Annotated in this window: 20 protein-coding genes; 6 read left to right on the forward strand and 14 right to left on the reverse strand. The window is 75.1% G+C overall.

All coding sequences use genetic code 11. The features are described 5' to 3' along the window. Positions 1-43: 43 nt before the first annotated feature. Complete coding sequence (locus QSK03_RS15335) at positions 44-1090, forward strand: SEC-C metal-binding domain-containing protein (protein ID WP_285653602.1); 1047 nt, start codon at positions 44-46, stop codon at positions 1088-1090. 15 nt (positions 1091-1105) lie between these two features. Here the strand turns inward: QSK03_RS15335 and QSK03_RS15340 are convergent, their stop codons facing one another. The 3 genes from QSK03_RS15340 to QSK03_RS15350 all read right to left on the reverse strand — a co-directional run bounded on the left by QSK03_RS15340 (position 1106) and on the right by QSK03_RS15350 (position 4208). After that, complete coding sequence (locus QSK03_RS15340; protein WP_285653604.1) at positions 1106-1933, reverse strand: ABC transporter permease; 828 nt, start codon at positions 1931-1933, stop codon at positions 1106-1108. Beyond that, positions 1893-2717 carry an ABC transporter ATP-binding protein gene (locus QSK03_RS15345; protein ID WP_285653607.1) on the reverse strand — a complete coding sequence of 275 codons (825 nt, stop codon included), beginning with the start codon at positions 2715-2717 and terminating at the stop codon, positions 1893-1895. Before QSK03_RS15345 ends, QSK03_RS15340 begins: the two co-directional genes overlap by 41 nt. 99 nt (positions 2718-2816) lie before the next feature. Further along, positions 2817-4208 (reverse strand): alpha/beta hydrolase, encoded by a 1392-nt coding sequence (locus QSK03_RS15350; RefSeq protein WP_285653609.1) that lies wholly within the window; start codon positions 4206-4208, stop codon positions 2817-2819. 105 nt (positions 4209-4313) lie between these two features. Here QSK03_RS15350 and QSK03_RS15355 point away from each other — a divergent pair, with 105 nt between their 5' ends. Further along, positions 4314-6530, forward strand: coding sequence for an FUSC family protein (locus tag QSK03_RS15355; RefSeq protein ID WP_285653611.1), 2217 nt, complete (start codon positions 4314-4316; stop codon positions 6528-6530). Positions 6531-6537: 7 nt separating this feature from the next. Here the strand turns inward: QSK03_RS15355 and QSK03_RS15360 are convergent, their stop codons facing one another. Continuing rightward, complete coding sequence (locus tag QSK03_RS15360; RefSeq protein ID WP_285653613.1) at positions 6538-7707, reverse strand: hypothetical protein; 1170 nt, start codon at positions 7705-7707, stop codon at positions 6538-6540. Between the two features lie 229 nt (positions 7708-7936). Between QSK03_RS15360 and QSK03_RS15365 the strand changes: the two genes are divergently transcribed. Then, positions 7937-8980 carry an MBL fold metallo-hydrolase gene (locus QSK03_RS15365; protein ID WP_285653617.1) on the forward strand — a complete coding sequence of 348 codons (1044 nt, stop codon included), beginning with the start codon at positions 7937-7939 and terminating at the stop codon, positions 8978-8980. A 42-nt stretch (positions 8981-9022) separates the two neighbouring features. On the opposite strand, the gene QSK03_RS15370 is transcribed toward QSK03_RS15365, so the two are convergent. Together QSK03_RS15370 and QSK03_RS15375 are read right to left on the reverse strand one after the other, a co-directional pair. Continuing rightward, on the reverse strand, positions 9023-10375 hold the full coding sequence (locus QSK03_RS15370; RefSeq protein ID WP_285653619.1) for an HNH endonuclease signature motif containing protein: 1353 nt from the start codon (positions 10373-10375) through the stop codon (positions 9023-9025). A 52-nt stretch (positions 10376-10427) separates the two neighbouring features. Beyond that, on the reverse strand, positions 10428-10889 hold the full coding sequence (locus tag QSK03_RS15375) for a MarR family winged helix-turn-helix transcriptional regulator (protein WP_285653621.1): 462 nt from the start codon (positions 10887-10889) through the stop codon (positions 10428-10430). A 25-nt stretch (positions 10890-10914) separates the two neighbouring features. On the opposite strand from QSK03_RS15375, the gene QSK03_RS15380 reads away from it, so the two are divergent. Next, positions 10915-11400: a cupin domain-containing protein gene (locus QSK03_RS15380; protein ID WP_285653623.1), complete on the forward strand. Its 486-nt coding sequence runs from the start codon at positions 10915-10917 to the stop codon at positions 11398-11400. 111 nt (positions 11401-11511) lie between these two features. On the opposite strand, the gene QSK03_RS15385 is transcribed toward QSK03_RS15380, so the two are convergent. Beyond that, complete coding sequence (locus QSK03_RS15385; RefSeq protein ID WP_285653625.1) at positions 11512-12702, reverse strand: erythromycin esterase family protein; 1191 nt, start codon at positions 12700-12702, stop codon at positions 11512-11514. A 211-nt stretch (positions 12703-12913) separates the two neighbouring features. On the opposite strand from QSK03_RS15385, the gene QSK03_RS15390 reads away from it, so the two are divergent. Both QSK03_RS15390 and QSK03_RS15395 read left to right on the forward strand, forming a co-directional pair. After that, complete coding sequence (locus QSK03_RS15390) at positions 12914-13114, forward strand: hypothetical protein (RefSeq protein WP_285653627.1); 201 nt, start codon at positions 12914-12916, stop codon at positions 13112-13114. A 73-nt stretch (positions 13115-13187) separates the two neighbouring features. Further along, positions 13188-14471 carry a glycoside hydrolase family 88 protein gene (locus QSK03_RS15395; RefSeq protein ID WP_285653629.1) on the forward strand — a complete coding sequence of 428 codons (1284 nt, stop codon included), beginning with the start codon at positions 13188-13190 and terminating at the stop codon, positions 14469-14471. Here QSK03_RS15395 and QSK03_RS15400 read toward each other — a convergent pair. The 7 genes from QSK03_RS15400 to QSK03_RS15430 all read right to left on the reverse strand — a co-directional run bounded on the left by QSK03_RS15400 (position 14419) and on the right by QSK03_RS15430 (position 22109). Continuing rightward, positions 14419-15327, reverse strand: a complete 909-nt coding sequence (locus tag QSK03_RS15400; RefSeq protein ID WP_285653631.1) for a dihydrodipicolinate synthase family protein — start codon at positions 15325-15327, stop codon at positions 14419-14421. The two genes, QSK03_RS15395 and QSK03_RS15400, sit on opposite strands and share 53 nt — an antisense overlap. A gap of 152 nt (positions 15328-15479) precedes the next feature. Beyond that, positions 15480-16514: an NAD-dependent epimerase/dehydratase family protein gene (locus QSK03_RS15405; RefSeq protein WP_285653633.1), complete on the reverse strand. Its 1035-nt coding sequence runs from the start codon at positions 16512-16514 to the stop codon at positions 15480-15482. Further along, positions 16504-17505: a cobalamin-independent methionine synthase II family protein gene (locus QSK03_RS15410; RefSeq protein WP_285653635.1), complete on the reverse strand. Its 1002-nt coding sequence runs from the start codon at positions 17503-17505 to the stop codon at positions 16504-16506. The genes QSK03_RS15405 and QSK03_RS15410 overlap by 11 nt, the downstream gene beginning before the upstream one ends. Further along, positions 17502-18917: an MFS transporter gene (locus QSK03_RS15415; RefSeq protein WP_285653636.1), complete on the reverse strand. Its 1416-nt coding sequence runs from the start codon at positions 18915-18917 to the stop codon at positions 17502-17504. The genes QSK03_RS15410 and QSK03_RS15415 overlap by 4 nt, the downstream gene beginning before the upstream one ends. Then, entirely contained in the window at positions 18896-19789 is an 894-nt protein-coding gene (locus QSK03_RS15420; RefSeq protein ID WP_285653638.1) for a sugar phosphate isomerase/epimerase family protein, read from the reverse strand. Before QSK03_RS15420 ends, QSK03_RS15415 begins: the two co-directional genes overlap by 22 nt. Next, the gene (locus QSK03_RS15425; protein WP_285653641.1) at positions 19786-20949 is read right to left on the reverse strand and encodes a dihydrodipicolinate synthase family protein; all 1164 of its coding nucleotides are present in this window, start codon (positions 20947-20949) and stop codon (positions 19786-19788) included. Before QSK03_RS15425 ends, QSK03_RS15420 begins: the two co-directional genes overlap by 4 nt. Beyond that, a complete protein-coding gene (locus tag QSK03_RS15430) occupies positions 20946-22109 on the reverse strand; it encodes a Gfo/Idh/MocA family protein (RefSeq protein WP_285653643.1) in 1164 nt (387 codons plus the stop codon). The genes QSK03_RS15425 and QSK03_RS15430 overlap by 4 nt, the downstream gene beginning before the upstream one ends. Between the last annotated feature and the right edge of the window lie 77 nt (positions 22110-22186).

Genomic DNA, 22186 nt, shown 5'->3' on the forward strand with positions numbered 1-22186 from the left:
CCGCGTCACCGCCGGGGGCGGGGCCGCCGCCTACGGTGACGCGGTGGCCCCGCTCCTGACGACCGACGACCTCGACGACCTCGGTGCCGACGCGCTCGACGCGCGCGACCCGCGGCCCGCCGCCCGGCGGATCGTCGCCGCGGTCGACGACGGCGGGCTCGCCGACCCCGACGACGCCGGCTACGCGCTGAGCCTCGCCGGCGACCTCTACGAGCGCGCCGGCGACCACGACGAGGCGCTGGCCCTCTCGGCCCGGTCGGTCACCGCCGGCGCGGGGACCGACGACGCCACCTGGCTGCACGCGATGCACGCGGACCGCCTGCTGCGCGCCGGGCGCGACGACGAGGGCATGGCCGCGCTGACGACCCTGCGCCCGCGGCTGCACCGCGAGGCGAGCGCCGTCGCGGCGATCACCGACGCGCTCACCGAGAACGGGCGGGCCGAGCTCGCCGAGCAGTGGCTCACCGCCGCCCTGCACACGGCGGTCGAGCGCGAGGAGCGGGCCACGTCGACGTCGGGACCGGACTCCGACGAGCAGCTCGAGGCCGCGGACGTCGTCGACGAGCTCGTCACGCGCCGCCGCCACGTCCGCGCCCACCTCGGCCTGCCGGCCGACGAGTACGACGTGCTCGCCGAGGAGATGGACGCGGCCCCGGACCTCGTCTTCTTCCCGGAGGCGGAGCTCACGAGGCTCCTCGCCGCGCTGCCGGGCGCGGCCGGCGACCTCGGCGCCGACTGGGACGCCCACCGCGCGCTGGTGGAGGGCGAGCTGCAGGACGCCGCGGCTGAGGGTGAGGTGCTCGACGTCGAGGTCGCGACCCCGGCCCTCGTGGCGGCGATCATCGGCGAGACCGACGCCGACCCCGTCGGGGAGCCCCTGGCCTGGCCGCCGGGCCGCAACGACCCGTGCTGGTGCGGTTCGGGCGCCAAGTACAAGAAGTGCTGCCTGCCCCGGACCCGGGAGACGGCCACCCCCGCCGTCCCGCCCGCTGACGCACGTGCTGCGTCGCCCGGGCCCGCCCCGTCGGCGCCGACCTCCTCGGAACGGGTCATCAAGCGCGGGGCAGGGACGCGGTCACGGGCGCGGTGACCGCCGCGGTGACCCTCAGCCCCGCGCCAGCCGGGGCAGCAGCGCCGACGCGATCACGATCATCGCCGCGGCCGCCACGACGAGCACCACGGCGTCGACGCCGAGCCGCGCCGGGGTGCCGATGAGCAGGCCCCGCAGGGCGTCGACCTCGTAGCTCAGCGGGTTGACGTGGTTGACCCACTGCAGCCAGGTCGGCATGACGTCCACCGGGTACAGCGCGTTCGACGCGAAGAACAGCGGCATCGTGATCGCCTGCCCGATGCCCATGAGCCGGTCGCGCGAGAGGACGACGCCGGCGAGCGTGATCGAGAAGCAGCAGAAGAACGCCGAGCCCAGCACGACGACCGCGGCCGCCGCGAGCAGCTTCAGCGGGTTCGCCGTGAACCCCACCCCGAGCAGCAGGGCGATCACGACCACGACGAGCGCCTGCACCAGCGCGCGGATGCCCGCGGCGAAGGCCTTCGCGGTGACCAGCGCGGCCCGGGGCGTCGGCGTCACCAGCAGCTTCGCGAGCACCCCGGCGTCCCGTTCCCAGATGACCTGGATGCCGTAGAAGATCGCGATGAACAGCGCGGACTGCGCGAGGATCCCCGGCGCGAGGAAGTCGAGGTAGGGGATCGAGCCGGTCGGGATCGCGTGGATGCGGCTGAACGTCGTCCCGAACACCGCCAGCCACAGGGCGGGCTGCACGGTGCGGGTGACGAGCTCGGTGCGGTCGTGGCGCAGCTTCTGGAGCTCCACGAGGCACATCGCCCCGATGCGGCGCACCAGCAGCGCGACCTCGGCCGCGGGCGAGAACCGGTCAGCCGACCCGGCGGGCGGTGCGGCGGGCAGCACGGACACTGCGCAGGCCTCCTTCCTCGGCGGGGCTCCCCGGCGTGAGCGTGTCGCCGGTGTGGTGGCGGAAGACGTCGTCGAGGGTCGCCTCGTCACCGAGGGCGGCCATGAGCTCGGCCGGCGACCCTTCGGCCCGCTTGCGGCCGCGGTGCAGCAGCGCCACGCGGTCGCAGTGCAGCTCGGCCTCCTCCATGGCGTGGGTGGTGACGAGCACGGTCATGCCGGTCTCGTGGCGCACCTCGTGGATGCGGTCCCAGACGCCGGAGCGGGCGACCGGGTCGAGCCCCACCGTCGGCTCGTCGAGCACGAGCACCTGGGGCGCGCTGACCAGGGCCTGGGCGAGCTCGAGGCGTCGGATCATGCCGCCGGAGTATGTCGACGCCGTGCGGTCGGCCGCCTCGGTGAGGCCCATGGCGTCGAGGACGCCGGCGACCGCGTCGGACCGGTCGCTGCGGGGCACGTCGAAGAGGCGGGCGAAGAGCGCCACGTTCTCGCGGCCGGAGAGCGAGGCGTCCGCGGAGAGCTGCTGGGGCACGTACCCGAGCAGCCGGCGCACGCGCCGCTGGTTCCGGGCGACGTCGAGACCGGCCACGGTGACCGTGCCCGGCGGGGCCGGCAGCAGCGTCGTGATGACGCGGATCGTCGTCGTCTTGCCGGCGCCGTTCGGGCCGAGCAGGCCGAACACCTCGCCGGGCGCGAGCGCGAGGTCGAGGCCGTCGACCGCGACGTGCTCGCCGAACGCGTACCGCAGGCCCCGGGTGACGACGGGTCCGCTCTCGCTCGCTGTCACCGGCGTCCTCCTCGCTCCTCGGTCGGCATCCATCGTCATCCCCCTCCGGCGCGCCCGCGAGCGCACCTTTCCTCGCGCACGTCGCACACCGGACGGGTCTCACGCCGTGGGCGGCGAGCCCGGCGCCGCCAGGCGCCCGGCCAGCCACGGCAGGGCGTCGGCGAACGCGGTCGAGGCGAACGGCCAACTGTGCCGCCCGGGCTGCGTGTCGACCGCGCAGGCGATCCCGCGCGGGGTGGCCTGCGCGCAGAGCGCCTGCGCCTCGGGCAGCTCCTGGCCCGTCGCGCCGCCGCCCCCGCGCCCGCCGACGCCGGCGTCCGCGGCATCCGTGGCGTCCGGACCGCGGGCCCCACCCGGCGGGCGGCCGGGGCGCCGGGGGCTCCCCGGCCCGTCGGCCGAGTCGACGAACCGGCCCGCCGTGTCGGGGTACGGCGGGTGCCCGGCGAGGACGGTCGCCGGGTCGAACCGCGCCCAGGCCGCCGCGTCGCCGCCGTAGAGGCGCGCGATCGTCTGGTCCCGCGTCCCCACCTCGGGCCCGGCGTCGCCGGCGATGTCGACGAAGCTGTCGACCAGCTCGGGGTGCATCACCGCGAGGTCGACCGCGCAGGTCCCGCCCATCGACCACCCGACGACACCCCATTGGCGCGGGTCGGACGACGCCCCGAAGTGCTGTTCGACGTAGGGCACGACATCGCGGGTCAGGTGGTCGGCGGCCGCGCCCCGCGGGCCGTCGACGCACTCGGTGTCGTTGTTGAACGTCCCGCCGGCGTCGACGAACACGAGGATCGGGGCGACGCCACCGTGCGCCGCGGCGTAGGCGTCGGCCACACCCTCGGCGTCGCCGATGCGCATCCAGTCCGCCGGGGTGTTGAACTCCCCGGCGATCATCATGACGACGGGCAGCGGCGTGCTGCCGGTGAACCAGGCGGGCGGGAGCCACACGTACTCCTCGCGGTGGGCGAACCCGCTACCCGTCGCGGGGATGCTGACCGGGACGACGTGGCCGGTCGCCGTGGGGTTCCCGCGCAGTGACGCGAGCTGGTCGGCCTCGATCTGGTCCGGCAGCGGTCCGGCCGTGACCTCGCCCCAGCCCTCGGACACCGTGGTCACGTAGCCGACCCACTGGTTGAGCACGACACCGACGCACAGCACGCAGAGCGGGACCACGAGCACCGACACCGTCCGCCGCCACCAGCGCGCGCCCGGCCACCCGACGACCACGAGCGCCACGGCCGCGACGGTCAGCCCGACCCAGACCCACAGCAGCAGCGGCGCCGGGTCGGACGCGAGCCCGCTCCCCCGGAACGACAGCCACGCCCCGAGCGCACCGGCCGCGCCGAGCACGACGACGATCGGCAGCCGCCGTCGCCGGAACCGCCCGCTGCGCCGGCCGACCGCCAGCAGGAGCAGCAGCAGGACGAGCGCCTGGACGGTCCAGGGGAGCCAGCCGTCGAGCAGGGACGGGCCGTGGCCGTAGCGGGGAACCGGCACGGATCCCACCGTGCTCCGCGCCACCATCATCGCCGTGTGTGGTGGCGCGCCCACGGCCTGTGCAAGCGCTGTGAATCCCCGTGGTCGGCACGGCAGACTCGGCGCGTGGCCGGACGGCGAGGACTGCGGTGGCTGGTGCGCCGCGACCCGGGCCTGGTCGCGACGCGGAAGGCGGCGCGCGTCGCCGTCGTCGCCACGGTCGCCTTCATGCTCTGCCGCTACGGGGCCGGCAGCCCGACGGCCGCGACCTACGCGGCGTTCGGGGCGATCGGGTTCGGGGTGCTCTCCCAGGTGGTCGGCACCCCGCGCGAGCGCACGCGCACCCTCGCCGGCTGCTTCGTCACCGGCACCGTGCTGCTCACGATCGGCACGCTGCTGGCGGGGAGCACGTGGGCGGCGACGGCCGGGATGCTCGTCGTCGGCGTCGTCGTCGCGTTCCTGCCGATCGGCGGCCCGCGTCCGGCCGGCGTGGCCAACGGGCTCCAGCTGCTCTACATCCTCCCGTCGTTCCCGCCGTTCGCCCCGGACACGCTGCCCGAGCGCGTGCTCGGTCTCGCCCTCGGGATGGGGCTGCTCGCGCTGGCCGACCGCCTGCTCTGGCCGCCGCGCCCGGTCGAGCCCTACGCCTGCCGCGCGGCCGGGGCGGCCCGCGCGCTCGCCGACCTGCTGGACGCGGTCACGCGCGACGGCGCCACCGACCTGCCGGCCCGCCGCGCGGCCGCCGCGCACGCGGTCGGCCGCCTGAAGCTGCAGGTCACGCCCTGGGAGGAACGCCCGACCGGCCCCGGGGCGCGGGACCGCGGGCTCGCGCACCTCGGGGCGGCCCTGCGGTCGGTGCAGGGCCGGGTCGAGGCCCTGCTCACGGCCGAGGAACGCGGCGCCGGCGCCGTGCCGGGGGACGCCGTCGCCGCCCTGTCGACCACCGCGGCGGCGCTGCGCCGGACGTCGGCGGCGCTGCGCGGGCGCGGCACGCTCCCCGACGTCGCCCTCCTCGACGACGCCCGTGCGGCCTACACGCAGCGCCGGATCACCGCGATCGCGACCATCCACGGCGGTGACGCCGCCGTCGAGCACGCGCGGTCGGCCGTCGCCGTCGCCCAGGTCCTCGCCGAGGCGCGTATCGCGGTCGCGGCCGCGCGGGTGGTCGCCGACCCGCGCGGGCGCGCCGGGGTGCCCGCGGATCTCGGGTGGTGGGCGACGGCCCCGGTCGCCCTGCTGTGGCGCCGCCGCATCCGGGCGCACCTCTCGCTGCGCTCGGTGTACCTGCAGAACGCCGTCCGCCTCGGGGTCGGCCTCGCCCTCGCCCGGCTCGTCGCCGGCGCGTTCGACCTCTCCCACGGGCTGTGGGTCCTGCTGGCGACGCTGACGCTGATGCGCACCTCGGTGACCTCGACCCGCGCCACGCTGCTGCCGGCGATCGCCGGCACCGCGCTCGGAGCGGTCGTGGCGGCGGGGCTGCTCGAGGTCGTCGGGCAGGACGCGGTCGTCTACGCGGTGCTCTTCCCCGTGCTGTGCGTCGCGTCCGTCCTCGGCGGGCAGCTGGTCGGGATGATCGCCGGGCAGGCGTTCTTCACGGTGCTCGTCGCCGTGCTCTTCGCCCAGCTCGCGCCGGCGGGCCCGTCGCTGGCCGGGGTGCGGCTGCTCGACGTCGCCGTCGGCGCCGCGGTCGGGATCGCGGTCGGGGCGGCGGTGTGGCCCGCCGGCGGGCACGGCGAGGTCCGCCACGACGCCGCGCGGGCGCTGCACGCCCTCGCCGACCTGCTCGGGGCCACGGCCGCGTGGCTGACCGGGCGCGGCAGCCGCACGGACCTCGCCCGGCGTCTGTGGGTGAGCGACCACCAGCTGATCTACTTCGAGGCCGACTTCCTGCAGTACCGCGCGGAACGGCGCCGGCGCCACGAGGACGACGCCGACTGGTTCACGGTCCTCGGCGTCGTGCACCGGACCATGCGCGCGGTCCGCTCGGCCCTCGACGACACGGCCGCTCCCGCGCAGCGGGAACCGGCGGTGCCGTGGCCGGACCTCGTGGACCGTCTCGACCACGACGCCCGGGCGCTCGCCACGGGCTACACCGCGGTCGCGCAGGCGCTGACCCTGCACCGGTCGCCCGACGTCGTCCTCGGGGTCCCCGTCGACTTCGTCGACCGTGCCCTGCGCGCCGTCGCCGACGCCCCCGAGCGCCGCGAGCACCCGCAGGCCACGCTGCGGCTGGTGGACGCGTGGGGTCGGTTGGGCTGGGCCGCGGACGACCTCGCCGCGCTCGGCGTCGTGCTCGCGCCCACGCCGGCGCGGGTGCCGCGCCGGCGGCGTCAGCCGGCGTGAGCAGGGATCACCCGGTGCCGGCCTGCTCGCCCTCGGCGGCCCGGTCGTCCTCGCGGTCGAGCCGGGCCCGCCGCTGCTGCTCCCGGGTGCTGTAGGCGGCGGCGCGGACGGCGTCGGGCGACGTGAGGCCGGACCCGACGGCGCCGGCCACGATGCCCATCGACGTCGCCATCGACGCCACCGCGAGGTACGCCGACGGCCCGACCGGGTGCCCGAGCGTCGCCGCCAGCGTCGACGGCGGGATCACGACCACGGCCGCGGTCCCCGCGAGCACCAGCAGCAGGGCGTAGCAGCAGACGACGCCGAGCACGATCGTCGAGGTCGTCGCGGCGTTGTAGAGGTGCACCTCGGCGCGCAGCCGGTGTGAGCGCGGGTGCTCCCAGAGGTGGTTGTCGGCGACGAGCCAGGAGCTCATCGCCGCGACCGCGAGCACCGCGACGAGCGCGAGCCGGCCGGGACCCGCCTCGCCCGCGAGCGCCCAGATGTTCGAGTAGAAGATCCCGAACGCGGCGCCGGCCGCGGCGGCGGCGAGGGCGGTCGACAGGCTCGGCACCAGCCGCCACGGGCGGTTGCTGCGCACCATGCCCGCGAGCAGGCGCAGGCGCCCTCGTGTCCCCGTCAGCGCGAGGTGGCTGTCGATGCCCTCGTGCTGCGAGGCGATCCGGCAGATGGGCGGGGAGAGGAGGGTGGGCCGGGTCGGTGACGCGGTCGCGGCCGTCGTGGCCGTCGGGTCGGCGAGGCCATGCGCGAGCAGGTCGACCACGGCGGCCCGCAGCCGCCGGCGCAGCCCGACCGCTCCGAGCGCGGGCACCGAGACGAGACCGACGCCGTCGTCGGACCCGAAGTCCGACACCAGCGGCTCGGTCCCCGCCCGACGCGGCAGGTCGGTGACGATGACGACGACGTCCCAGCCGTGCCGGCGCTGGTGCTCGCAGCCCGTCCGCAGCATGGGCATGAGGCCCTCGGCGTCGAGGCCGACCGGGCCCTCGGCGGTCTCCACCTGCCAGGTGCGGCCCGGCAGCCGCCGGGCCAGGAGGTCGGGGAGGTCGCGCGCGACCTGGGCCGCGAGCTTGGTGGGGAGCCCGGGGTCGGCGAGCAGGCCGACGGTCCGGACGGGGTTCTCGGGGTTGCTTGTGGTCTCGGGGGCCTCGTCCTGTCGAGGCACCGTGGAGGTCATCGGAGGGTCTCCTGGTGGCAGAACAGCAGAGACCGCCACGGGCGCCGGATCCGTCGAGCGTCTCGAGGCCTCGGCCGCCGCAGCGATCTCGCGGGGAAAGATGACGTCCCGCCACCATCTCGACGGGCCGAGGGAGAACCGGCCGGAGTCGGCGGTTCGTGCTCACCCACCGCGTGCCCGGTGCGCCTGCCGTTCAATCCCGCGCGGTCCTACTCTCCGACGCGTGTGCGTGGAGACACCGACCACCGACGAGGTCCGGCTCGCCGCGCCCCGCTCGGCGCCCGGCCCCGCGGTCGACCCGATCGCTCTCGCGCCGGTCGACGACCTCACGGTCACGGTGCTCACCGACAACCTCTTCGACGCGCTGCTCGCGGGCGACGCCGTCGCCACCCGCGCGCGGACGGGGACCGGCCCGCGCGTCCCCGGTGAGCAGTACACCGACGGGCTGGCCGCGCCCGGTCTGGTCGCCGAGCACGGCTTCGCCGCCGTCGTGACCGTGCGCCGCGGCGACCACGAGCACACGCTGCTGTTCGACACCGGCATCTCCCCCGAGGGCATGGCGGGCAACGGGCGCCGGCTCGACGTCGACCCGTCGTCGTTCGCCGCCGTCGTCCTGAGCCACGGCCACGGCGACCACACCGGCGGCTTCCCCGGCCTCGTGCGCTGGCTCGGTCGCCGCGCGCTGCCGCTCGTGCTCCACCCCGGTGCGTTCACCCCGCGGCGCCTCGTCCCGCCGGGCGCGCCGCCGTTCGCCATCCCGACGCTGTCGCGCCGCGCGCTCGAGGGCGAGGGCTTCACCCTCGTCGAGCGCCGCACGCCCTCGGTGCTCCTCGACGGCTGCGTGCTCGTCACCGGCGAGGTCGACCGGGTCACCGACTTCGAGAACGGCCTGCCGCACCACGAGGGCCACGTCGACGGTGCGTGGCGCCCCGACCCGTGGATCGTCGACGACCAGGCGCTCGTCGTGAATGTCCGCGACCGCGGCCTCGTCGTGATCACGGGCTGCGGTCACGCCGGCGCGGTCAACATCGCCCGTCACGCCCTACGGCTCACCGGCGCGGAGCACCTCCACGCCCTGCTCGGCGGCCTGCACCTGTCGGGGCCCGGCTTCGAGCCCGTCATCGAGCCCACGGTCGCCGCGCTGGCCGACCTGGCGCCCGACGTCGTCGTGCCCGCGCACTGCACGGGCTGGTGCGCGCAGATGCGCCTCGCCACCGAGCTGCCCGACGCCTTCGTCCCCGGCTCGGTCGGCAGCCGCTACCGCTTCGGCTGACCGTCGACGTCGCGGACCGGTGCTGCTCGCGAGCCTGGGCCGCTACCGGGGCTCGAGCTGTACGGGATGCCGCCCGCCGGGGCGGGGTCTTCGGTCGGGGTCCACCCAGCTCGGCGGCGTGAACCACGGCCGGCCCTCCACCATCGCGACGGTCCACTGACCGTGGTGCACGAGCTGGTGGTGGTACAGGCAGAGCAGGCACAGGTTCTCGAGGCACGTCTCGCCGCCGTCGCCCCAGTGATCGAGATGGTGGGCGTGGCAGCGCCGGGGACGCCGCGGGCAGCCGGGGAAGGCGCAGCCGCCGTCGCGCACGTTCAGCGCGCGGCGGATCGCGTCGGTGACCGCGCGCGACCGACGCCCGATGTCGAGGGGCTCGGAGCGCGTCCCGAGGACCATGGGGATGATCTCGGCGTCGCAGGCCCAGCGGCGCACCGTGTGCACGTCGGCCAGGGCCTCGCCGTCGAGGGTGCCGTGCCCGGTGGCCTGCCGCAGCCACCCGTGGTCGATGGTGATCGTCAGCCACGCCCGGCCCGCGGACGCCGGCGCGGACGTCTCCGTCGGCTCGGGGCGCCGCGGGCCGGGGATCAGGGCACCCTGCGCGGCATCCTCAGCGGCGCACGCGCCGACCTCGGTGTCGACCTCGGACCCGCCCTCGCGGCGCGTGTCGGTGATCAGCCCGCCGGCCCCGGTCGCGCCGGCGAACAGCTCGATCAACGTGTCGGCCTGCCGGGCGGCGAGCCCGCGGTGGTCGTCCGGGCCGGCCGGGGCGGACATCACGTCGAACCCTTCGTCGATCAACGCGGCGGCCGTGGTGTCGCGGATGCTCCCGCGCAGGTCCAGCGTGCCGTCCCGGCGACGGAGCACCCGCACCTCGTCCGGGCCGTCGCCCGCGGGCTCGGGAGCCGCCCCGTCGGGATCGAGGTGGGCCAGCAGGCGGGCCGCCGCCTTCTCGAGACCGCGCGGCCCCAGCTCCCGGGCGTCCTCGGCCAGCCTGCTCTCCGCCTCGGCCACCACCGCCGGCTCGAGGTGCTCGAGCTTCTCGATCCTGGCCATGGTCCGGCGGATCACCGCCACGTGCGCCGAGCTGATCGCCCCGGTGGCGAGCGCGTCGGCGGTGCCGGGGTAGCGCGCGGCCAGCGGCTCCCCCGACAGCGCCCACTGCGGCACGAGGTCGCGGGACTCCCCGACCAGGCGGGTCGCCTCCGCGCGGTCGTACCGGCCCAGCTCGGCGACCAGCCGGTCGACCCACCGGTCCCCGGTCAGCTCGGCCACCCCACGGCGGTCGAGCTCGGCGACGTCCTCGAGCAGCCGGTAGTGCTCGACGTTGCGGGCGACCATCCGCGCGCGGGCGCGGTCGAGCATCTCCCGCTCGGCCGCCCCCACCCGTTCGCTCACGTGTTCGAGTGTACACGACACCGGCGACAGGAGGTGACACCGGCGACGGTCCTCAGCTCGACGCGAACGCCTCCCGCAGCGCCCGGAGGTCGGCGCACAGCGCGTCGCGACGCTCACGGCCGAGGACGTCCACGACGCGGCCCTCGACCTCCGGCGCCAGGCCCTGCGCCCGGGCGATCACGTCGGAGCCCCGGTCGGTCGGCACGACGAGCTTCGCGCGGCGGTCGGTCGGGTCGGGGACGCGGACGACGTAGCCGTGCTCCTCGAGATGGCGCACGAGCTCCGCCATCGCCTGCTTGGTCATCTGCGCCCGCTCGGCGAGCAGGCTGACCGTCGTCCCGGTGTCGTCGAGGTACTGGAACACCGCCGCGTGCGCCGGGCGCACCGCGTCGTGACCGTCGTGGGCGAGCCGGTCGAGCACCACGTCGTTGAGGGCGACGAACGCCTCCCGCAGCAGGACCGCGAGGTTGGCCGGGCGCTCGTGACCGGCCAGCACCGGGATGCGGGTGGACATCGACAGGCCTCCTGTCTATCGACGCATGGACAAGCTACCTGTCGATATTGCCACCGCCGAGTGCCTGCGGCTGGGCGGGGACGAGATCGTCGTGCTCGCGACGAGCGAGGCGACGGACGGCGCGCTGTTCGCCGTCCTGGTCCGGATGCCACCGGGTGGCGGACCACCCGTGATGCACCGGCACGCGCCCGGCGAGGTCTACCACGTGCTCACCGGCGAGTTCGCCTTCTCCATCGCGGACGACGACGGCCGGGTCACGCGCACCACCGCGACGGCCGGCGAGGTCATGCCCCTGGCCGGCGGCACGCCGCACACGATCCGCAACGAGACCGGCGTCGCCGCGGAGGCGTTCGTCGTCCACGCGCCGGGCGCGCCGATGGAGGGCTTCTCCCGCGCCGTGGCCGCCCTCGCGGCCGAGCGCGAGCCGACGATGGACGCGGTGCTGACGGTCGCCGCGCAGAACGGCATCGAGCTGCTCGGCCCCGTCCCGGAGGTCACGGCGTCCGTCTGAGAGAGATCAGGAGTGCGTCAGCCACCTCCCGCACCGCGTCGAGGTGCGTACCGCACTCCTGATCTCCAGCAGCCCTCGTCCAGCGGCGGGATGCCGTCGCTGCTGTCGCCCTCAGCCCACGAACGCCGACGTCTGCTGCTGCGGCAGGCAGTAGATCCCGTCGTAGCCGGCGCACACGTCGACGGGGATGTGGGTCGTCGCGTGCCGGATGCTCAGCGGGCCGCCGACGTCCCCGCGAGCCGCGCGCAGGTCGAGCAGCACCGGGGCCCCGCCAAGCTCGAGCACCGCCTGCTCCACGCCGCCCGGCGCGGGATTCCCCAGGGGTTCGGGGTGCACGGTGATGCCGTGGCGTCCGGTCTCGTCGACCGCGAGGCCCGTGGTCGTGCCGGCGAGCGCCGTGAGGCCGACGACGGCGTAGTCGTCGCCGTGGGCCTCGGCGAGCAGCGTCCCCGCCGACGGGGCGGTGACGCCGGGCAGGAAGGTGAACGGGACGCGTTGCGCGTGGCCGTCGTGCAGGAGCAGGACGATCCGCTCGTCGGGGCGCGCCCACTCCCGGAGGCGCCGCACGGTCTCGGCCATGTACACGTCGCGCGACGACACCACGCGCGCCGGCGGGTCGGGCGCGAACAGCACGGCGAACTCGCGCAGCTGCTCGTCGAGGCGCAGCGCCCCGAGGGCCAGGTGCCGCTCCACCGACGCCCTCGGCCCGAGCGCCTCCACCCGCAGCAGCACCCGGGTCAGCGCGGCGGTGGCCCGGTCGCGGGCCTCCGCGTCGAGGACGGCGTAGCGGCCCGGGGCGAGACCGTTGTTCGCGGCCGCGTACCCCGCCGTCGCCTTCAGCGCCGCCTCGACGAGGGCGTCCACCTCGGACCCCAGGGACTCCCGCACCCGCCGCAGCGCGGGCTCCGGCGAGCCGCCCGAACCGGGCAGGTCGAGGCCCACGAAACGCACCCGCCCGCCCCCGGCGACGTGGGAGCGCAGCCCGCCGACCAGCTCCTGCATCTCCGCGGCGTCGCCCGCCCGGAACGTGAACCCGTCGCGGGCGATCTCGTCCGGGTCGCCCGGACCGCCCTGCACCCACCCGTCGACCAGGGCGCTCTCGGCGAAGCCCGACTCCAGCGCCACGACGCCGAAGTCCCGCTCGCGCACGAGGTGCCGGACGAGCCGCGCCCGCAGCGCCCCGAACTCGCGGATGCCGTGGTTGTTCTCCCCCAGCGCGACCACGTGGGCGTCGCCGACCAGGGCGTCGAACGCGGAGAGATCATCAGCGGCCGTCACGCGGACGGCCTCGGGGAGGCTCACGGGCGCATCCTCGGGCACGCACCGCGGAGCCGTCCAAGCACTTCCCCGACCCGTCCCGTCAGCCGAACGAGTGGTGTGTCGCACGGGCGATAACAGCGAGCGGCCGCCCGGCGACACCCGGGGCATCAGCGTTCCATCGGAGGAACGCGTCGGGGACCATCGGGGGAAGATCATGGGCGTTCTGGCCGCAGTCGGTGCGCTGGGTGTCGGTATGGGCGCGTTCGTCGCCACGCCGCTGGTGAGCATCGCCCGCCGGGGCACGATCGACGAGCGGACCACCGCCGACGTGCGCGAGCAGGCCGCCCGGGCGGCGATGGTGCAGCGGGCGCAGCGGCGCTCCGCGATCGTCGCGAGCATCCCGGCGCCCCGCCGCGCGGACCACGACCAGCAGCGCTCGCCGCTCGCCGGCTGACCTGGATCGGCGCGATCCTCCCGGGCTGTTAGCGTCCTGCGCTCGACCGGACGGGCGACCCGGGGGGATCGCGATGACGCAGGAACGGCACAGGGCACGGGGGCTGCTCGCCCTCGCGGCCACGATCGTCACGGCGCTCGCCGTCACCGCCGCGTGCGGCGGCTCGGCACCCTCGGGATCGCCGCCGGAGCCCGCGCCCACGCAGGCCGCCACGGCCCGGGACGCCCGCGACGCGGCACCGGGCACCCAGGAGAGCCCCGTCGCCTTCGCCGACCAGCGCCTCGCCGCGACGGCCGACACCCTCCAGCCGCCGAACTACCCGACCCGGACCGGCCCGGACGGGACGTGGCAGACCAAGGAGGCCGACGACTGGACCGCCGGCTTCCTGCCCGCGACGCTCTGGCGGGTCTTCGAGCGCACCCAGGACCCGGCGTGGCGTGACCGCGCCGTGCGCTGGACGCAGCCGCTGACGTCGGAGACGTCGCACGACGACGGCGACCTCGGCTTCAAGATGTACATGACCTTCGCGGTCCAGAACCAGCTCACCGGCGACGAGCAGGCGAAGCAGACGGCGCTCGCCGCCGCCGACACCATCGCGAAGCGCTTCAAGCCGACCGTCGGCGTGATGCGGATGTGGGACGACGCCGACGATCCAGGCGACGTGCGCGTGAACATCGACGCGATGATGAACATGGAGCTCCTGTACTGGGCCGGGCAGAACGGACGCCCGCAGTACACGGAGATGGCGAACCGCCACGCGGACCGGACGCTCCAGGACATCGTGCGGCCCGACGGCAGCACCTTCCAGTTCGCCTCGTGGAACCAGCAGACGGGGCAGCTGACCCGCCAGTACACCGAGCAGGGCGCCGCGGACGACTCGACGTGGGCCCGCGGCCAGGCGTGGGCGGCGTACGGCTACGCGATGGCCTACCGGTACACGCAGAACCCGCGCTACCTCGAGACCGCGCACCGGACGGCCGACTGGTTCATGACGCACCTGCCGCCGGACCACGTCCCGTACTGGGACTTCAGCGTGCCCCAGGACCCGTCGCAGCCGCGCGACACCTCGGCGTCGGCCGTCGTCGCCAGCGCCCTGCTCGCGATGAACGAGCTCGACGCCGACCCGGCGCAGAAGAACGCCGACGTCGACGGCGCGCGCACCCTGCTCACCCCGCTCTCGGCGCCGCCCTACCTGTCGCGGGGCACGAACACCCCGTCGGTCCTGCTGCACGGCACGCAGAACGTGCAGGAGGGCCAGGTCGACACGGGCATCCAGTTCGGCGACTACTACTACGTCGAGGCCCTCAACCGCTGGGAGCGCCAGGTGGGCCCGGCGACACAGCTGACGACGAGCTGAGGAGGTCGCCGAGCACGCCGGGATCGCGCAGGTGCGGGTAGGCCCGCCACACGCGGTCGATCTCCGCCTCCTGCCCCGGTGACAGGTCCTCCGCCGGATCGAGGCACCAGCGCCCGGCCAGGACGCCCTCGCGCACCAGCACCTCGTGGATCCCGGGGATGCACCCGCGGAAGCCGTGTGCCGCGTCGAAGATCGCGGCGTTGGCGTCGGTGAGGTCGGCCGCCACCCCGAGCAGGGCCGGCGGCACGGGCGCGCCGGCGGTGACGATCTCCCGGATGCGCGCGTGCAGCACGACGGCCGCCGCCGTCCAGACCGCGAACTGCCCGAGCAGCCCGCCCACCATCCGTGTCCCGCCCGGGTAGCGGGTGAGCAGGTCGGCCACGATCGCGTCGTCGTTGCCGGTGTAGAGCACGACGGCGTCGGGCCCCGCGCCGCGCCCGGAGTCGGTCACCGCCCGCACGACGTCGAGGGTCGCGAAGCGGTCGAAGGGCGCGATCTTGATCGCCCGCAGCGACGGGAGCTCGGCCAGCCGCCGCCAGAACCCGTAGCCGAAGCGCCGCCCGCCCACCGCCGGCTGCAGGTAGAAGCCGACCAGGGGCAGCACGTCGCCGACCGCCGCGAGCCCGTCGAGGATCACGGCCTCCTCGGCGTCCCCCCACGAGCTCGCCGCGACGAGCGCCAGGTCGTATCCCAGCGCCACGGCGGTCTCGGCCTCCCGCACCGCCCGTGCCGTCGGGCCGAGCACCCCGGCGACGCGCAGCACCGGACGGTGCGCCGTCTCCTCGGCGGCCAGCGCCAGCACCGGCTCGTACAGGCCGGTCGACGGCTCGTGGATCGCGAACTGTGTGGTGTGCACGGCCACGGCGACCCCGCCCGCCCCGGCGTCCAGGTAGTACCGGGTCAGTGCCCGCTGACGGTCCTCGTCGAGACGTCACGCGGCATCCAGCGCCAGCGGGTGCGCGGGGATCACGGTCCCGTCCCGCAGCAGCCGCTCGCGCACGGCGTCCATCAGAACGCCCCGGCGCGCTGCTCGAACTTCGTCGGCTTCCCGTGGCTCGGGCCCCCGGCCGCCACCCACCGACAGGTCCAGTCGAGCATCTCCGCCAGCCCCACCCGCGGATAGCCGAAGCGGGCCGTGCACCGCGCGGCGTTGCTGAGCAGCGCGGTCGGCGCCTCCTCCCCCGCGATCACCGGCTCGCGACCGAGGCGACGCCCGCACTCGGAGGCGAGCCACCGCACCGAGACCGTCTCCGGCCCCGTCACGTTGAGGACGTCGGCCGGGCTGTCGGCGTGGCGCAGCGAGCGCAGGGTGACCGCGTTGACGTCGCCCTGCCAGATGACGTTGACGCTGCCCATCGTGACGTCGACGGGTTCGCCGGCGAGCACGGAGCGCGCGACGTCGTGGAGCACCCCGTACCGCAGGTCGATGGCGTAGTTCAGGCGCAGGATCGCGGTCGGCGTGGCCTGGGTGATCGCGAGGTGCTGCAGCAGACGCTCGCGGCCCAGGCAGGACTGCGCGTACTCCCCGACCGGACCCGGCGGTGTGTGCTCGTCCGCGCCGCCCGAGCCGACCGGGGTGAGCGGGTAGACGTTGCCCGTGGAGAAGGCGACGAGCCGCGCGCCGGCGTAGCGCTCGGCCACCCGCGCGGGCAGGTAGGTGTTCGTCGCCCAGGTGGTCCACTCGTCGCCGTGGGTCCCGAACTTGCGGCCCACCAGGTAGACCACGTTGTCGGCATCCGGCAGGGCCGCCAGCGCGGCGGGGTCGGACGCGTCGGCGACGACGGTCTCGACGCCGGCCGCCTCGAACTCGTCGCGACGCCCGGGCTCGGAGAACCGGGACGCCGCGATCACCCGGCGGGAGCCGCCGGCCGCGTCGGCGGCGAGCCGCGCCATCCGGGCGAGACTCAGCCCGAGCTTGCCGCCCGCGCCGACCAGGAGCACGTCACCGGGCACCGCGGCCAGGTCCTCGACGACCTCGGCCGGTGGTTGCCAGAGGCGCCGGTCGGCCGCCGCCAGGTCCTCGTCGAGGTGCTCAGCGCCCAAGGAACAGATCCCTCCCGGCCGTCAGCGCCGCGATCTTCGCGTCGGCGATCGAGCGCGGCAGGATCCAGAACCCGCAGTCGGGGTGGACGTAGTCGATCCGTTCCGGCCCGCCGAGCCACCCGCTGGCCTGCTCGATGCGCTTGGCCACCTCGTCGGCGCCCTCGACCTGGGTGTCCTTGACGTCGATCACCCCGACGCCGAACCGGAGGGCGTCGAGCTCCCGCAGATGCCCCAGGTCGTCGCTGTCGTGCCGCGCCGCCTCGAGCACGACGTGGTCGGCGCGCAGGGCGGCGAAGAACGGCACCAGCGTGGCCATGCGTCCGGACTGGACGCGCTGGCCCCCGTAGTTGCCGAAGCACAGGTGCACCGACGGGGTGCCCGGCACGGCGTCCAGCACCCGGTTGATCACCTCGGCGGCGAGCTCGCCGTCCTGCGGGCGACCCGGCACGTTGGCCTCGTCCACCTGGACGACCTCGGCGTCGATCTCGCGCACCTGCTCGGCGAGCACGTCCGCGATCGCCGTGGCCAGGGCCCGCAGGTCGCCGTAGTGCTCGTCGAGCAGGGTGCGCGCGAGCATGTACGGGCTGGTCAGGGTGAACTTCAACGGTCCCGGGCTGAGCTCGCGGGCCGCCCGGTAGGCCGCGACGAGGTCGAGGGAGCCCTCGTCGATCGCGCGGGCGACGACACCCGCGGGCTTCGCCCGGAACCCGAGGTGCTCCGTCGCCGCGAACCGGGCGACGTCCGAGCGGGTGATCTCCGTGCGCACGCCGCCGAGCGGGCGCACGAAGTACTCGATCATCCCGTTGGTCTCGGGGTGGTCGACGTCGAAGCGCGAGATCTCGCCGTCGGTGGAGAGGTCGATGCCGAGGCGCTGCTGGAGCGCGAGGACGACGGCCGTCGCGTCGGTGAGCCCCTCCCGCGAGGGCGCGCCCCGCAGCCAGGACGGGATCGGGTAGCTGCCGACCAGGGTCGTGCGGATCGGGGTGCTCACGGGGCCAGCTCCTCCAGCACGCGCTGCTTGGTCTCGATACCCATCCACGTCATGACGACCAGCCCGACGATCGCGACGGCCCCGAACGCGATGAACACGCTGCTCAGGCCGAGCCCTGCGCCGAGCAGGACGCCCACGAGGATCGGGCCGATCGCGCTGGCCACACGGTTGAGGCTGCTGCCGGTGGCGGTGGCCCAGGCCCGCATGCGGGTCGGGTACAGCTCCGGGGTGTAGAGGTAGAGCCCGGCGGTGACCGGGCTGATGCCCAGCCCCATGAGCAGGCCCGCGATGAACAGCACCGGCCACGCGACGGCGCCCATGGCGATCGCGATCGCCCCGACCGCCGCGCCGAGGACGGCCACCGCGAAGCCGGCGACGAACCACGGCTTGCGCCCGACCCGGTCGACGGTGAAGGCGAAGGCGTAGATCTCGACCAGGTAGATGGCACTGGCGACGGCGGTGAGGGCCAGGGCGTTGCCGGTGGGCAGGCCACCCAGGCGCACGTACAGCGTCGGCAGCCAGGTGGAGAAGCCGTAGAGGATGAAGTAGCCGCAGAACCAGGTGACCCAGGACAGGATCGTGCGCGACCGGTAGGCCTGGCTGAACAGCTCGCCGAAGCGCGTCGGCCGTGCCGTCACCGGAGGTGTGACCTCGGGTGCGGGCAGCTCACCGCCGCGGCGTCGTGCGTCGGCCTCCATCTCCGCGAGCAGCGCCTCGGCCTCGCTGCCCCGGCCACGGTCCGCCAGCCACCGCGGCGATTCGGGCAGCTTGAACCAGGCGATGATCGCGACGATCACGGGCAGCGCGCCGAACCCGAAGAGCAGCCGCCAGCCGACGTCCTGACCGAAGAGCGTGAAGAACAGCAGCCCGATGAGCGGGGCGAGCAGGATGCCCCAGCTGAAGATGCTCTCGTAGATCATCACGATGCGTCCGCGGGCGCGGCCGCGCACGAACTCGTTGAACAGCGCCCCCGCGATCGGGACCTCCGCGCCGAGCCCGATGCCCTGCAGCAGCCGGAAGACCAGCAGCGACTCGAAGTTCCACGAGAACGCGGCGGCGAGGCTGAGCAGGCCGAACGAGCCGAGGGAGATGATGAAGGCGGTGCGCCGGCCGTAGCGCTCGGCGAGAGCCCCGAGGGCGATGGCGCCGACGAACTGGCCGACGTAGGCCGAGCTGATCAGCAGCCCGGTCGAGCCGAAGCCCACCCCGAAGGTCGTCACCACGACGGTCAGGACCGACGCGATGACCAGGGAGTCGAAGGCGTCGAAGAACGTCCCGGTGCCCAGCAGCGCCGCGACCCGGAAGTGGACACGGCCGAAGGGCAGGCGCTCGAGGCGCGCGACGGTGTCCTGGGTGACCGCCCTCGTGTCGCCGGTGGACGCGCCGGCCCTCACGTCGTCGATGCTGTCCATGCCGCCTCGCTCCGCTCGTCGTCGAACTGCGTCGGGCTCTCGGGGTCGATCACGTGGGCGAGGTGGCGCTCGATCATCAGGTCGAGCAGCTCGGCGCCCGGTCGCTCGCGCCAGCCGTCGTTGAAGATCTCCACCTCGATGGGTCCGGTCCAGCCGGCGAACTCGACGGCGCGCCGCATGGCCCGCAGGTCGATGGCGCCGTCGCCCATCACCCCGCGGCCGGTGAGCACACCGGCGGGCAGGGGGGTGACCCAGTCGCACACCTGGAAGGCGGCGATGCGGGGACCGGCGCGACGGATCGCCGCGTCGAGGCCGGGGTCCCACCAGACGTGGTAGGCGTCCACGACGACACCGGCGGCCTCGACCGGGCAGTCCGCGACGAGGTCGAGGGCCTGGTCCAGCGTGCTGATCACACAGCGGTCCGAGCAGAACATCGGGTGCAGCGGCTCGACGGCCAGCCGCACGCCGCGGGCGAGGGCGTCCGGGACGAGCGCGGCGACGGCGTCGGCGACCCGGACGCGGGCACCGGGCAGATCGGTGCCGTTGCCGTCCATCCCGCCCGCGACCAGCACGAGCACGTCGGTGCCGAGCGCGGCCGCCTCGTCGAGGGCACGGCGGTTGTCGTCGTGGCGCCGGCGGCGCTCGCCGGGGTCGGGATCGGTGACGAAGCCGCCGCGGCACAACGACGTCACGGCGAGCCCGGCGTCCCGGACCCGTGCCCCGACCGCGGCCGGATCCACGTCCTCGACGTCGTCGCGCCACAGCCCGACCCCGCCGACGCCGCGGGCCGCGCAGGCGTCGACGAGCTCGCGCACCGTCCACTGGCGGATCGAGGCGCGGTTGATGCTCAGCCGCCGGAGCGCGCCGGTCACTGCTCCACCCCCGCGACGCGCAGGAGGAGCTGCATCCGGTCCGCCGCGACCTCCGGATCGGGCAGCAGCCCGGCCCGGTCGGCGAGGACGAACAGCTCGCCGAGGTGCGGCAGCGAGCGGGCGCTCTGCATCCCGCCGACCATGGTGAAGTGCGACTGGTGTCCCGCCAGCCAGGCGAGGAACACGATCCCGGTCTTGTAGTGGAACGTCGGGGCGTCGAAGATCCACCGGGCCAGCGGGACGGTCGGGGCGAAGAGGCGCGCGTAGCCGTCACGGTCGCCGGCGTCGAGCGCCTCGAGCGCGGCGGCGGCGGCCGGCGCGATCGCGTCGAAGACGCCGAGCAGGGCGTCGCTGTGCCCGAGCTCGTCGCCGGCGATCAGCTCCGGGTAGTGGAAGTCGTCCCCGGTGTAGCAGCGGACACCCGCCGGCAGGGCGCGGCGCAGGCCGATCTCGCGGTCCGCGTCGAGCAGTGAGATCTTCACGCCGTCGACGCGGTCGGCGTGCTCGCCGATGATCGCCAGCAGACCCTTGGTCGCGAGGTCGAGGTCCGCGGAGCCCCAGTAGCCCTCCAGCGCGGGGTCGAACGCCGGCCCCAGCCAGTGCAGCAGCACCGGTTCCTGGACCTGGTCGAGCAGGGCGCCGTAGACCGCGGCGTAGTCGTCGGGGCCCCTCGCGGCGGCGGCGAGCGCTCGGCTGCACATGATCACGGGTGTCGCGCCGGCGTCCGTGACGACCGCGAGCTGCTCGGTGTACGCCCGTCGGATCGTGGCGAGGTCGTGCGGGCCGGGCGGTAGCTGGTCGGTCCCCGCGCCGCAGACCAGCGCCCCGCCGACCGTCGCGGCCTCGGCGGCCGAGCGGCGGATCAGCTCGGTGGTCGCCGCCCAGTCCAGGCCGGCACCCCGCTGGGCGGTGTCCATCGCGTCCGCGACGCCGAGACCCTGGCGCCACAGGTGGTGGCGGAAGGCGAGCGTGGCGTCCCAGTCGAGCACCGCGGGACGACCCGGGGTGTTGTCCGCGAGCGGGTCGGCGACGACGTGCGCGGCCGCGTAGGCGACCCGGTTGGACGCTCGCGCCCGTGCCGAGTCGATCACGAGCGGCTCCCCGACGAGCTCGTACGCCGCGAGCGAGCCGTCGGCGCGCGGCAGGCGCAGCCCGCTCACAGCCCCAGCTCCGGGACCTCGAGGCGCCGGCCCTCCGCCGCGGAGCGGACGCCCAGCTCCGCGAGCTGCACACCCCGTGCGGCGGCCAGGAAGTCGAACCGCCAGGGCGCACCGTCCACGACGTGGCGCAGGAACATCTCCCACTGGGCCTTGAAGCCGTTGTCGAAGACCTCGTTGTCGGGGACGTCGGCCCACTGGGACCGGAAGTCGAGCGCGGACTCGATGTCGGGGTTCCACACCGGCTTCGGCGTCACGGACCGGTGCTGGACGCGGCAGCGGCGCAGGCCGGCGACGGCACTGCCCTCGGTGCCGTCGACCTGGAACTCGACGAGCTCGTCGCGGAAGACACGGACCGCCCACGAGGAGTTGATCTGCGCGACCGCCCCGCCGTCGAGCTCGAAGATGCCGTAGGCGGCGTCGTCGGCCGTCGCGGTGTAGGTGGCGCCGGCCTCGTCGACCCGTTCGGGGATGTGCGTGCGCGCGAGCGCCTGGACGCCCCGCACGCGGCCGAACAGGTCGTGCAGCACGTACTCCCAGTGGCAGAACATGTCGAGCGTGACGCCGCCGCCGTCCTCCGCGCGGTAGTTCCACGACGGGCGCTGCGGGCTCTGCCAGTCGCCCTCGAAGACCCAGTAGCCGAACTCGCCGCGGATCGAGAGCACGCGCCCGAAGAAGCCGCCGTCGATCAGGCGGCGCAGCTTGCGCAGGCCGGGCAGGAAGAGCTTGTCCGCGACCACCCCGGTGCGCACCCCGGCCGCCTCCGCGGCCCGGGACAGCTCGAGCGCGCCCGCGAGATCCTCGGTCAGGGGCTTCTCGGCGTAGACGTGCTTGCCCGCCGCGATCGCGGTCGTGATCGCCTCGCGGTGCAGCGGGGTGCTCTGCGCATCGAAGTAGATCTCGGCATCGGGTTCGGCGAGCGCCTTCTCGAGGCTGGTCGTCCAGCGCTCGAGGCCGTGGCGCTCGGCGATCGCGGCGAGCTTCTCCTCGTTGCGACCGACCAGGATCGGCTCCGGCCAGAGCACCGCCTCGCCGTCCGCACCGGGACGACAGGGCACGCCGCCCTGCTCACGGATCGCCAGGATCGAGCGGACGAGGTGCTGGTTGTAGCCCATCCGCCCGGTGATGCCGTTCATGACGATCCCGACGCTGCGTCGCGACACGGGCCCCTCCACTCGTGGGAAAGCGCTTTCCGGAAAGCGCTGTCCGGGAAGCTAGACTTCGCCGTCGCGAGGGGTCA

It is taken from the genome of Actinomycetospora sp. NBRC 106375 (assembly GCF_030269665.1).
GTDB lineage: Bacteria > Actinomycetota > Actinomycetes > Mycobacteriales > Pseudonocardiaceae > Actinomycetospora.

Bases quoted from the DNA above. Each gene is read 5' to 3' on its own strand.
- QSK03_RS15375 (WP_285653621.1), bottom strand. From the start codon at position 10,889: ATGTCCACCCGCATCCCGGTGCTGGCCGGTCACGAGCGCCCGGCCAAC.
- QSK03_RS15390 (WP_285653627.1), top strand. From the start codon at position 12,914: ATGGGCGCGTTCGTCGCCACGCCGCTGGTGAGCATCGCCCGCCGGGGC.
- QSK03_RS15415 (WP_285653636.1), bottom strand. From the start codon at position 18,917: ATGGACAGCATCGACGACGTGAGGGCCGGCGCGTCCACCGGCGACACG.
- QSK03_RS15360 (WP_285653613.1), bottom strand. From the start codon at position 7,707: ATGACCTCCACGGTGCCTCGACAGGACGAGGCCCCCGAGACCACAAGC.
- QSK03_RS15395 (WP_285653629.1), top strand. From the start codon at position 13,188: ATGACGCAGGAACGGCACAGGGCACGGGGGCTGCTCGCCCTCGCGGCC.
- QSK03_RS15380 (WP_285653623.1), top strand. From the start codon at position 10,915: ATGGACAAGCTACCTGTCGATATTGCCACCGCCGAGTGCCTGCGGCTG.